Origin of the sequence: Akkermansia sp. RCC_12PD, assembly GCF_036417355.1 — a bacterium.
Taxonomy (GTDB): Bacteria; Verrucomicrobiota; Verrucomicrobiia; order Verrucomicrobiales; family Akkermansiaceae; genus Akkermansia.
This window is the reverse complement of sequence record NZ_CP143889.1, coordinates 1195408-1207702: the sequence shown is the minus strand read 5'-3', so window position 1 is coordinate 1207702 and position 12295 is coordinate 1195408. Positions and strand designations below refer to the sequence as shown.

10 protein-coding genes are annotated in these 12295 nt (G+C 55.3%); 7 read left to right on the top strand and 3 right to left on the bottom strand.

Annotated features, from left to right (window positions below; translation table 11 throughout):
• Positions 1-80: 80 nt before the first annotated feature.
• Complete coding sequence (locus tag V3C20_RS05065) at positions 81-854, bottom strand: PEP-CTERM sorting domain-containing protein (protein ID WP_130084036.1); 774 nt, start codon at positions 852-854, stop codon at positions 81-83.
• 420 nt (positions 855-1274) lie between these two features.
• On the opposite strand from V3C20_RS05065, the gene hisF reads away from it, so the two are divergent.
• The 4 genes from hisF (at position 1275) to V3C20_RS05045 (ending at position 5566) form a co-directional block, all read left to right on the top strand.
• Positions 1275-2042, top strand: coding sequence for an imidazole glycerol phosphate synthase subunit HisF (gene hisF, locus V3C20_RS05060; RefSeq protein ID WP_130084037.1), 768 nt, complete (start codon positions 1275-1277; stop codon positions 2040-2042).
• Positions 2043-2088: 46 nt separating this feature from the next.
• A complete protein-coding gene (locus V3C20_RS05055) occupies positions 2089-3357 on the top strand; it encodes a glycoside hydrolase domain-containing protein (RefSeq protein WP_330935430.1) in 1269 nt (422 codons plus the stop codon).
• Entirely contained in the window at positions 3299-4231 is a 933-nt protein-coding gene (locus V3C20_RS05050) for a DUF4091 domain-containing protein (RefSeq protein WP_330935429.1), read from the top strand. Before V3C20_RS05055 ends, V3C20_RS05050 begins: the two co-directional genes overlap by 59 nt.
• Positions 4232-4501: 270 nt before the next feature.
• Positions 4502-5566 carry a hypothetical protein gene (locus V3C20_RS05045; protein ID WP_130084039.1) on the top strand — a complete coding sequence of 355 codons (1065 nt, stop codon included), beginning with the start codon at positions 4502-4504 and terminating at the stop codon, positions 5564-5566.
• 19 nt (positions 5567-5585) lie between these two features.
• On the opposite strand, the gene V3C20_RS05040 is transcribed toward V3C20_RS05045, so the two are convergent.
• Positions 5586-5918, bottom strand: a complete 333-nt coding sequence (locus tag V3C20_RS05040) for a helix-turn-helix domain-containing protein (protein WP_130084040.1) — start codon at positions 5916-5918, stop codon at positions 5586-5588.
• A gap of 142 nt (positions 5919-6060) precedes the next feature.
• On the opposite strand from V3C20_RS05040, the gene V3C20_RS05035 reads away from it, so the two are divergent.
• Positions 6061-6513, top strand: a complete 453-nt coding sequence (locus V3C20_RS05035) for a cupin domain-containing protein (protein ID WP_130084041.1) — start codon at positions 6061-6063, stop codon at positions 6511-6513.
• 274 nt (positions 6514-6787) lie between these two features.
• Here V3C20_RS05035 and nifJ read toward each other — a convergent pair whose 3' ends face one another.
• The gene (gene nifJ, locus V3C20_RS05030; RefSeq protein WP_130084042.1) at positions 6788-10372 is read right to left on the bottom strand and encodes a pyruvate:ferredoxin (flavodoxin) oxidoreductase; all 3585 of its coding nucleotides are present in this window, start codon (positions 10370-10372) and stop codon (positions 6788-6790) included.
• Positions 10373-10432: 60 nt separating this feature from the next.
• Between nifJ and V3C20_RS05025 the strand changes: the two genes are divergently transcribed.
• Entirely contained in the window at positions 10433-10759 is a 327-nt protein-coding gene (locus V3C20_RS05025; protein ID WP_130084043.1) for a hypothetical protein, read from the top strand.
• Between the two features lie 47 nt (positions 10760-10806).
• The gene (gene lysS, locus V3C20_RS05020; protein WP_130084044.1) at positions 10807-12288 is read left to right on the top strand and encodes a lysine--tRNA ligase; all 1482 of its coding nucleotides are present in this window, start codon (positions 10807-10809) and stop codon (positions 12286-12288) included.
• The last annotated feature ends 7 nt before the right edge of the window (positions 12289-12295 follow it).

Genomic DNA, 12295 nt, shown 5'->3' with positions numbered 1-12295 from the left:
TTGTAGTTAGAAGGGTAAAAATGAAATCCGTTGGCAGCGCAACACGGTCAGTGGCTTTCAGGGAGTGGAAAAGCCGTGGCCTATTTCCTCCGGCGGTGCAGGAACAGTGCGCCAAGTCCCACAAGGCCCAGGGAGGCGGTTGCCGGTTCCGGGACATTGATGATGGCGGCCAGGTCGTCCTGGGTTGCCGCTCCCTCCCAGAAGCTGATGCCGGATATCGTTGCGGCAGACTGGTATCCGGGAAGAGTAGCCCAGGAGCCGAGGTACAGCGTGTTCAAAGTTCCGGATTGTTTTTGGCTGGGCCAGGATAAGGCTTGAGCAAAGCCGTTTTGTGTAATAAACAGCGTGTAGGCACCCTCCGCCTGGACGGAAAGAGTCAGGGAAAAAGGATTGTTGAAGTCAATGGCTGTTCCGCTTAATCCGCTTCCGGGGCGGCCTGTACTGCTGCCGTTGTTGGCAATGCCAATCTTGTCTCCATTTTCGTAACGCCCTATCAGGGAATTGCTGTTGGCTTCTCCTATGGAAGCGCAAAAAAGGGAATCCTGATTGTTGAGGTCCGTTGCCTTTTGAAAATTGATGTTGACAGTGTACCCGCTGCCTCCGGTCGCACCGGAAAGTCCCAGAGAAGATACGTCCAGCATCGTTTTCGTATTATTCGCAGGGTTGGTGGTAAAAGTCCCGTCGTCGTTTCGGGTGGCATTGGCAAGTGACAGGGAGAGAGATTTGGAACCCAGATCGGAAACTGCGGTTTCTCCCTGTCCGAAATGGGAAAATCCGGAAACAAGAGTAACGGCCGCTTGTGCGGCGGAAATTGCGGCGGCGCTGATGATCAGCATAGAGAGTGTTTTCTTCATTGCATAAGCTAGTGTGAATTAAAAACGTTTGCAGAGAACGCTCCCATCCCTCTATCGGATTCTAAATTCGGTTCCCTACGAGTATGAGTTAGACTTGATACAAGTCCGGGAAATCCTGGAAAAAGGAGAAATTAAAAAAGGCCAGAAACAATTTAATAATCTTATTTTCAATAGATTAATATATATAATATGTTGATTGTTAATTTTTCTTATTGTTTGCGGATTTAGAATCCGGAAATACTTCAATACATAACATTATTTGTTGAAATACAATGTGTATTTTACAAAAATGAAGGTACTTGTCATGGAGGGAAGAAAAAGATCTTGGGTAGAAAAAACGATACCCTCCTTTTGAAAACATCCTGAATCAAGCCGTATTTTAGGCTTTTCCTTTGCTGGCGGGAATGGCTTGATAAGGCCGTGCTGGCTAAAAGAATCATTCCGTGTCTGGACGTGACGGACGGCAGGGTCGTCAAGGGGACCAATTTCGTCAATTTGAGGGATGCCGGGGACCCGGTGGAATGCGCCAGGGCGTACGACGCCCAGCAGGCGGACGAGCTCGTTTTTCTGGACATTACCGCTTCTTCCGACGGCCGCGCTACCATGGTGGACGTCGTGCGCCGCACGGCTGCATGCTGTTTCATGCCGCTGACGGTAGGCGGCGGTATCCGTTCCGTGGAGGACATGCGGGAAATGCTCCTGGCTGGCGCGGACAAGGTGTCCCTGAATACGGCGGCCATCAACCGTCCGGATTTGATTAACGAAGGAGCGGCAGCATTCGGCAGCCAGTGCATCGTCGTCGCGATTGACGCCAAAAGGCAGGCACCCGGCAAATGGGGCGTTTCCACCCACGGCGGCCGTAGATTCGTGGGGCTGGATGCGGTGGAATGGGCCATGGAGGCGGAACGCCGCGGCGCCGGGGAAATCCTGCTTACCAGCATGGATGCTGACGGCGCCAAAACCGGGTATGACATTGAACTAACCCGCACCGTCAGCGAGGCGGTGCGCATTCCCGTAATCGCCAGCGGCGGGGCGGGTAATCTGGACCACATGGTGGAAGTGCTGGTGGAGGGAAAGGCGGATGCCGTGCTGGCGGCCTCCATCTTCCACTTCGGCGAGTATACGGTACCGGAAGCCAAAACCTACTTTGCTTCCAGGGGGATTCCGGTGCGACCCTTGGCGGAATAGTGCGGATGTTCTTTTTTCTTGAGAGAAAATGGAATTCCGGTACGTAATGTACGCATGCGCCACTTTTTTTTTCCCTCTGTGCTCCGTTATTGCATTAACGTCTTTTGTTCAAGCCCAGTCGCCGGACAGGCATCCCCTGTACGAACCCGCTCTGGTTTCCGCTGGAGCGGCGGGTGATGCGGGCAATTTGTTTGCCGGGGCCAAAGTCACCGCTTCCGGACATTACGGCAATGACCGTCCGGAACTGGCCGTGGACGGCCAGGCGAACAACGCCGGCAAATACTGGGGCTGTGAAGGTGTTCCCGTCTGGCTTCAGGTAGATATGGGAAAACCCCGCTCCCTTTCTGCACTGCATGTCTGGCCATATTGGGAAGGGGGACGCATTTACAAGTACAAGATAGAAGGTTCGGAGGATGGCAAGAACTGGAAGATGCTGGCAGACCAGTCATCCAACAGCATTGCAGCCACTTCGGAAGGCGTCCCCTTCAAATTCAATCCCCAGACGGTCCGGTACGTCAAAATCACCTTCCTGGGCAACAGCGCCGGCAATGACAAGGGAGGGCATTTGGTGGAAATCAAGGGTTACGGTCCCGATGCCGCTCTGAATCTGCAGGCCGCCGCGGTGAAGGATTATGACCGTATTCCATGGAGCGGCGCTCCCAGGCAGGAAATGCTTCAGGATGCCGTGCGCCTGTCCGGATGGAGGGGCGAACGTGCCGCCGGACAAATTGCCGTTTGGTCTTCCCAGGCGCAGCCCCAGTTGTCCGCCTCCTGCGCCGGAGTAAAAAACGCTGCCGGGCAGGTTATTCCCGTCCGGACCACCATGATACGCTATACCAAGGGCGGCAACAGGATCATTTCTGATATTATCGGTAGTGAAAACGGCTGTGACCTGCAGGCGGGAGGCGTCCGGCCCGTCTGGGTGGAAGTCAATATCCCCCCGTCTGCCAAACCCGGCGTGTACAAGGGAAAAGTAGTGGTTTCCGCTGAAAGCGGCTCTCCAGTGAGCATTCCCGTAATTCTGGAAGTGGCTCCGGAATTCCTGCCTGCCCCCTCCAACTGGCAGGTTCATCTGGACCTTTGGCAGCATCCGCAGGCTGTGGCCCGCTGGCATGATGTGGAGCCGTGGTCCCCGGAACATTTCGCGCTGATGAAGCCGGTGATGAAAAGGCTGGCGGACGCCGGGCAGAAGGCCATTACCTGTTCCCTCATTGATGAAGCCTGGAACGCCCAGACTTACGACTGGTTCCCCCCCCATGATCGAATGGATCAAGGGCAGAAACGGAACCATGCGCTGGAACTATGCCAACTTTGACAAATGGGTTTCCTTCATGATCAACGAGGTGGGCATCAAGGGGCAGATATCCTGCTATACCATGATTCCGTGGAACATGAAAATCCGTTATCTGGATGAAGCTACCGGAAAATACAAGTTCCTGGACCTCAAGCCGAACGATCCTTCCTACGAAGCCATCTGGGGACCTTTCCTGACGGATTTCCGCAAGCACGTCAAAAGCAAAGGCTGGCTGGACAAAACCTGCATCGGGCTGGATGAACGGCCGGACGCCATGGTGAAGGCGGCCAAGAACGTGCTGGACAAGTATGCTCCGGAATTCAAAATCGTTTCCGCCGTCAATCGGCCTACCGCCATGACCCGGCACGTGTATGACGTCTCTCCCGTGCTTGACCATGCGGATACGGTCACGAGCGATCTGCTGGCGCAGCGCAAGAAAGAGGGGAAAAAGACGACATTTTATGTTTGCGTCTATCCCAAAAAGCCAAATACCTTTACCATCTCCCCGTTGGCGGAGGCGGAATGGCTGCCTCTCTTCGCCGCCGCCAACCATCTGGACGGTTTTCTGAGGTGGGCCTACAATTCCTGGAACCGCAATCCGTTTGAAAAAACCGACTTCGGCAACTGGCCTGCGGGAGACTGCTACCTGGTTTATCCCGGCAACCTCAGTTCCCTGCGGTTTGAAAAGCTCCGCGACGGGCTGGAAGAATTTGAAAAGGTTAATATCCTGCGCGCCCGCGCCGCGAAGAATCCGAAGGCGAAAGCCGCCGTGGCCCGCATGGATGAGGAGCTTTCCAAACTCTTCACAGTGGAAAGAAGCCGCGGCGATTCCCATGAGGATGACGTGCGCAAGGCCCGTAAAATCATCCGGAAGACGGCAGAAGCCACTAGATGATTTCATAGATTCCGTATTTCCCCATCTTTATTTGATAGAAAGCCTGTTCCTGTCTTTCCGGTTACCGGAAACAACGGACAGGCTTTTTTATCGTTCTATCACCGATGGAAAGAGGGCAATACTCCAAATACTCTTCCTGTTTTTCTTTATGATCCCGGTAAAGCCGGTCACTATCGCGCGTGACTGAACGTTTCTCGACAATGGTTCATTTCCAGATATAATAATCACGGTTTGGACTATGCGGACAGGGTTCTGACTGGAATATTTATTATGAACACCTTGCTCACAGGGGTATGCTTTTTATGTTGTTCGGCCGCCTTGCTAAAGGCGGTCGAACCCCCTGTTTTTTCCCTTTCTTTTTCAGAGCTTCCCTCTTTTCTTCAGTGGAACATACGGAAACAGGTTTCCGGACAGGGAGACCTTATTGAATCCTGGACGGGTTGGAATTCTGGATTAAAGAATTCGGAAGGCCCCCACGGAGGCCTTGTTTTTATGCAGGAAATCGATCTTGTGGGGGACAAGGGGAAAGAAAGAGTCTTCTTATATCAAAGTCCCGAAGTAGCTGGAACTCTTCCACGGCAGGATGAACATGTAAGTTTCATCTGTAATGCAGATGGCATCTATCTTTATACGGTTCCTTCCTTCTGCCTGCGCGGGAAGAAAATCGGCAGTGTTTTCCGCGGTGAAGAAGCCTATTATTTTTGTCCTGACAGGCATGTTAACAGGTATCGCTTTACGTATGGATGGAAGCAATGGGAACTAACGGAACAGTATGGCAGGATATTGGAATGGAGTGGCTGTGAAGAGACTGATCCCAAAGATGGAACCCATTGGAAAAGCGGTGTGGAGCAGACGGAAAGCGTTTATGTAACTACGGGCGTCATTAAGGAAACATGCTCCCTTTCCCCAGGCAGACGCCGGGTCCCTCTTTCCCAGAAAGCCGAAGGTGAAGATCCGTTTGAAACAATAGTAAAAGAAAAGGCAAAATCGCCTGCATCACCTGAACAGGAAAAATTGAAAGAAAACAAGCCTTCTGAAACAGTTTGGGTTGTTTCCCTGTTTGAGCTTCTTACGCAGGATATTCCCCATTGGAAATGCTTTAGGGAAGTTTCTTTAAAAGAGGCGGAAAAAGAATGGAGGAAAGTTTCCGGTCCTGCCATTGAACAATCCCGGCAATGGAACCATAAAGAAGCCGTGCGGGCCATGGATGCGCTTCTTCACGTAAAAAATCTCCGAGAAGTAAAAGCCTGTCCCTTATTTCCATCTCCGGCTGAAACTATATTTGAAAGAAGTTCAATGAAGCCGGAAGGAGCTGTGGACCGGGAAGAGCCGTAAAAACAGGAATATTCTTTGTCTAGCGGGCTTGGTGGATGTCCATTTGCTGATAGGCCTTTCCCCAGCGGGACATGGAAGCCAGAATGGGATGCAGGCTGTAGCCCAGTTCCGTAAGTGTATATTCCACGCGCGGAGGGACTTCGGCATAAACCTTGCGGGTGAGCAGGCCATCTTCTTCCATGGCCCGCAGATTGGCTGTCAGGACTTTCTGCGTTACGGGACCGATGGATTTCCGGAGTTCTCCGAATCGTTTTGTTCCTTCCAGCAAATCCCGGATGATCAGCACTTTCCATCGGGAGGAAATCAGCTGGAGAGTCGTCTCGACGGGACATGGAGTCATTTTGCGAGTCATTGGTTTTAAACGATAGTTCCCTTTTGGTAACTAAAGCACAATTTTCTGCCTACTTTACAGATGGGATATTCAGGCCTACTGTAGGGAAGGTTTGCCGGACAGGCAAGCATGATAGGGAATAAATCACAAACACGGGAATAAAATGAAACGAATGGAAAAAATAGCCGGCGGTGAAAATTTCAGCGCGGCAAGTGTCGGCAAATTTAATGAATTGGGCGATTATGTTCTGGAACTTTCTCCGGAAGTGAGAATTCCGGGCAAAGTATTCGGAGGAGCTGCCCTGCATACAGGCGGGGGGGATTTTTCCTTCCAGCTTTTTCAGCCGGGCACGGAAACGGGATTCCTGCATACGCACAAGAATCATGAGGAACTCTACTTTTTCCTCAGCGGCAGGGGAGAATTCCAGGTGGACGGCAAAGTTTTTCCCGTATCTGAAGGCAGTGTTGTCCGCGTAGCGCCTCCCGGAAAGCGTTCCGTGCGCAATAATGGTTCGGAGCCGCTCGTGATGCTCTGCGTGCAGTATCGCGGAAATACGTTTACGAGCGAGGATGCGCTGGACGGCGATATTCTTGATGAGCCTGTGAAGTGGCAGTAGCGGGTTTCGCCGGGACGCTTCCGTCTGGCGAATCACCAAGAAAATGACACTCCGGATTGTTCCGGAGCGCCACTCCCTTTTGCCTGCCAGCCGTTGAGCGGAAAATTGGCCGGGACTCATGGCGGTTCTAAACTCGTGCAGACTTCATGAGGGCGCCTGCAGGAAAAGAGAAAGGCTCCCTGATGAAAACTCACATCCGGACAAGCCGTAAATCAATAAAAAACGCCCCTGGCGGAAGAACCGCGCAGGGACGTTGAAATTAAGGAAGATAACCTTATTCCGCGTCCGCAGGTTTTTCAACGGGCATCGCGGCCATGTTCTGGTACAGTTTCCAGCGGCGCCAGACGTCTTTCTGGGCCTGGTCAAGGAGGTTTTCAAATTCTTCCTTGTTGGTCTTGGCCAGAAGCTTGAAGCGGTTTTCGCTGAGCAGGACGTCGCGCAGGTCGCCCTTCGGGCCCTTGCCTTCCACGATCAGCGGATTCTTGCCCTGCAGGGCAAGATCCGGATTGTAGCGGTACAGCAGGATGCGGCCCGTGTCTACCCACGCCTTCTGCTGCTGCAGCCCCTTGGCCATGTTGATGCCGTGGGAAATGCAGTGGGAGTAGGCAATGATCAGGGCGGGACCGTCGTAGGCTTCCGCTTCCACGAAGGCTTTCAGCGTGTGTTCGTCCTTCGCGCCGAGGGCGACGGAGGCCACGTACACGTTGCCGTAGGTCATGGCCATCAGGCCCAGGTCCTTCTTCACGCCATGCTTGCCGGTCGTGGCGAATTTGGCCACGGCTGCGCGCGGGGTGGACTTGGAGCACTGGCCGCCGGTGTTGGAATACACTTCCGTGTCCATGACCAGCACCTTTACATTCTTGCCGGTGGACAGGATGTGGTCCAGTCCGCCGTAACCGATGTCGTAAGCCCAGCCGTCGCCGCCGAGAATCCAGACGCTCTTGCGGACCAGCTTGTCCGCAAGAGTGAGGAGGCGCGCACATTCCGGCTTGCCAGTGATTCTCTGCTTCAATTCCGCGACGTTTTCGCGCTGTTCGACGATGTCGGCTTCGTCCTTCTGCGGGTTGGCAAGGATTTTGTCCACCAGTTCCTGGCCGATGATGCCGGCGGCGTCATGGAGGAGTTCGATGGCGTGTTCCATCTGCTTGTCCAGGGAGACGCGGAAGCCAAGGCCGAATTCGGCGTTGTCTTCAAACAGGGAGTTGGACCAGGCGGGACCGCGTCCTTCGGCGTCGTGGGACCACGGAGTGGTGGGCAGGTTGCCGCCGTAAATGGAGGAGCAGCCCGTGGCGTTGGCGACCACCAGACGGTTGCCGAAGAGCTGGGAGAGCATCTTCACGTATGGGGTTTCACCGCAACCGGCGCAGGCGCCGGAGAATTCGAACAGCGGGCGGAGCACCTGCATGGAGCGGATGTTGTCCGTCTTCACCTTGGTGCGGTCCACGTCCGGCAGGCTCATGAAGAAGTCCCAGTTGGCTTCCTCCTTGTCGTGGATCTTCTCGTTGGGAACCATCGTCAGGGCCTTGTGGGTCGGGTCCGTCTTGCTCTTGGCCGGGCAGACGTCGGAGCAGAGCGTGCAGCCCGTGCAGTCGTCCGGGGAGACCTGGATGACGAATTTTTCACCCTTCCAGTCCGGATGTTTGGCGTCCAGGCATTCGAAGCCTTCAGGAGCGCCGGCCAGGGCATCCGGGGAGAAGAACTTGCTGCGGATGGCGGCGTGCGGGCAGACGGCCGTGCATTTGCCGCACTGGATGCAGAGAGTGGGGTCCCATTCCGGCAGGTCCAGGGCGAGGTTGCGTTTTTCGTACTGGGAGGTGCCGTTCGGGAAGGTGCCGTCCACGGGCATCTGGCTGACGGGGATGCTGTCCCCTTCACCGCACATCATTTTGCCCAGAACGTCCTGGACGTATTCCGGAGCGTTCGCGGACATGACTGCCGGGATGGCGTGGCCGTTGACGGTCTTGCCGGTGATGTCCACCTGGTGCAGGTTGTCCAGCGTTGCGTCTACGGCGGCGATGTTCTTGTCCACCACCTCCTGCCCCTTCTTGGCGTAGGTCTTGGCAATGGCCTTCTTGATGTAGCCGATGGCTTCATCTGCGGGAATCACGCCGGCCAGCTTGAAGAAGCAGGTCTGCATGATCATGTTGATGCGGCCGCCCATGCCCGTCTTGCGGGCCACGGAGAAGGCGTCGATCGTGTAGAGCTTGATATTCTTGTCCAGGATTTGCTGCTGCATGCGGGCCGGCAAGGTATCCCACAGCTTGTCCGCCGGATGAGGGCTGTTCATCAGGAAAGTGGCCCCGTTGGCGGCGTTCTTCAGGAAGTCAAACAAATTCAGCAGGGAAGGCTGGTGCAGGGCCAGGAAGTTCGCCTTGGTGATCAGGTACGTGGACTTGATCGGGCGCGGGCCGAAGCGCAGGTGGGAGATGGTGGAGGAGCCGGACTTCTTGGAGTCGTACACGAAGTAGCCCTGAACATACAGGTCCGTGTGCTGGCCGATGATCTTGATCGCATCCTTGTTGGCGCCCACGGTGCCGTCGGAACCGAGGCCGAAGAACATGGCGCGCGTCACGTCATCCGCTTCCGTGGAATAGTCTTCGTCGTAGGGAAGGCTGGTGCCCAGCACGTCGTCGTTAATACCGATCGTGAAGTGGTTCTTGGGCTTGTCCTGGGCCAGGTTGTCATAGACACCCTTGACCATGGCGGGAGTGAATTCCTTGGAGGACAGGCCGTAGCGGCCGCCGACCACCGTGGGCATGCCATTGGTGAAGGCAAGGTCTCCGCTGGCCTGGGCGTCAAAGAGAGCCTGGATAACGTCCTGGTGGAGCGGTTCGCCCTGGGCGCCGGGTTCCTTCGTGCGGTCCAGCACGGCGATCTTTTTGACCGTGGAGGGAAGGGTCTTGATGAGTTCCGCGGCGGGGAAGGGGCGGAACAGGCGCACTTTCAGCACGCCTACCTTGGCGTTTTCACGGGCAGTCATGGCTTCCACCGTTTCTTCCACCGCTTCGGCGCCGGAACCCATCAGGATGATGACGTTTTCAGCGTCCGGGGCGCCGGTGTAGTCCACCAGGTGGTAGGAGCGGCCCGTCAGGGACGCGAATTTGTCCATGGCCTTCTGCACGATGGCAGGGGTAGCGGCATAGAACGTATTGACCGTTTCACGGCCCTGGAAGTAAACGTCCGGATTCTGGGCGGTGCCGCGCAGAACCGGGGCGTCCGGTGTCAGGGCGCGTTCGCGGAAGGAATCCAGCCATTCCGTCTTCACCATGGCGTTCAGCGTGTCGTCGGAAATATCGGCGATCTTGCCGATTTCATGGGACGTGCGGAACCCGTCGAAGAAATTCATGAAGGGAATGCGGGATTCCAGCGTGGCGGCGTGGGAAATGGCGGCAAAGTCTGCGGCTTCCTGCGTGGAGGAACCGCAAAGCATGGCCCATCCGCAGGAGCGGGCGCTCATCACGTCGCTGTGGTCGCCAAAGATGGACAGGGCTTGGTAGGCCAGGGAGCGTGCAGCCACATGGAACACGGCCGGAGTCAGTTCCCCGGCAATCTTGAACATGTTCGGAATCATCAGCAGGAGGCCCTGGGATGCGGTGAAGGTCGTCGCCAGGGAACCGGTCTGGAGGGCGCCGTGAACGGTGCCTGCGGCGCCGCCTTCACTTTGCATTTCCACGACGGAGGGAACGGTGCCCCACAGGTTCTTCCGGTTGGCGGCCGCCCAGCTTTCGGCGGATTCACCCATCGGAGAAGACGGGGTAATGGGGTAAATGGCAATGACTTCAGAAAAACGATAGGCTACAGAGGCTACGGCTTCGTTAGCGTCAATCGTGCTGTAAGTTACGGTTTTTTGATCACTCATAAGTCTGCACGGATAGTATAATTGATAAATATGGTGCGTCTTAACGGAATTGATTATAACATGTCCCCCTCCAAAGGTAAAAGCAATTATGTGTATGTGCTCTCCTGTCGTTCATTTTTTATAATAAGACCAGATACGGACCAGAGAGAAAAATGCCGTTCGCGGCGTATGGTATTGGTTTTCTTAGAAAAAGATTATCTTTTGAAAAAACGGGGAAGTGTACTGAAATGCAATTTCAGGATATTTGCGGGGACTCCGGCCCATGTGGAAAGGCTGGCTCTTCTTTCTGCCGCAGGATGGTGGAGGAAAATGGAATCCTCCCTGCAGAATGTAAGGGATGAACGGCATTTTACGCAGGAGAACCCTTCAAAAATGGATTCTGCCTGACAATCCGCTAGCCAAAACGGAACCAAGCCTTTAAAATCCCCCGCACTATGTCCGAACAACAGCAGGCACATCCCAATACGACGGAATCCGAACTCATTGCCGTGCGCAGAGACAAGCTCGCCAAAATCCGCGAGCTGGGAATCGATCCCTATGGTGCAAGATTTGATGCGACCACCACGCCCGCCGAGTTGAAGGCCGACTTTCAGGAAGACAGGCAGGTGGCCGTGGCGGGGCGCCTGCTGGCCATTCGGGACATGGGCAAATCCCAGTTCTTCGTCATTGGAGACGTGCGCGGCAAAATCCAGGGCTTCCTGCACCGGAATGAAGTAGACGAAACTACCTGGAACCTGTGGAAGCTGCTGGACCGCGGGGACTGGATCGGCATCACGGGGACCACGTTTCTGACCCGTACCGGAGAGCCTACCGTCAAGGTCTCCGGCCTGGTCATCCTTTCCAAGAGCCTGCGCCCCCTGCCGGACAAATGGCACGGATTGGCGGACAAGGAAGCTACCTACCGCAAGCGGCATCTGGACCTCATCTCCAATGAGGAAAGCGCCGCCCTGTTTGTTACCCGTTCCCTGATGATTGCGGAAATCCGCCGTTTCCTTCAGGACCGCGGCTATCTGGAAGTGGAAACCCCCATGCTTCAGGACGTAGCCGGGGGCGCCGCCGCCAAGCCGTTTGAAACGTACCATAACGCCCTGGACATGCCGCTGACGCTGCGCATTGCGCCGGAACTCTTCCTCAAGCGCCTCATGGTAGGCGGGTTCACCAAGATTTTTGAACTCAACCGCAGTTTCCGCAACGAAGGCATCGACCGCCGCCACAATCCGGAATTCACGATGCTGGAAGCCTACTGTGCCTGCGGAGACTTTGAAACCATGGCGGACATGGTAGAAGAACTCATCTGCCATCTGGCGGAAACGTTCTGCGGCGGTCTTCAGATCGACCACAAGGATGCGGAGGGCAACGTTCTTTATACCATTGACCTCACGCGCCCGTGGAAACGTGCCGACTACCAGGACCTGATCCGCGGCGCAGCCGGCCAGGACTGGTTTGACATTACGCCGGAGGAACGCCGCGCCCGCTGTGCGGAACTGGGTGTGGAAATCAGCCCGGACATGAAGGATGTGGACGTTTCCCAGCAGGTATATGAAAAGCTGGTGGAGGAAAAAACCATGAACCCCTGCTTTGTCACCCACGTTGCCAAGGACCTGGTGCCCCTGGCCAAGCTCAACAGGGAAAATCCGGACGTGGTGGACGTGTACGAACTGGTGATCAACGGCCAGGAAATCTCCCCCGGCTATTCCGAGCTCAATGACCCGGACGTCCAGAAGGAACGCCTGGAACACCAGGCAGCCGGGGAAACCCAGCGCGTGGATTACGACTTTATTGAAACGCTGGAATACGGAATGCCCTCCGCGGGCGGCATCGGCATCGGCATTGACCGGGTCATCATGATGCTGACCGGCGCTTCTTCCATTCGTGACGTCCTGCTCTTTCCCCAGTTGAAGCGGAAGGACAGTTAACCTTACC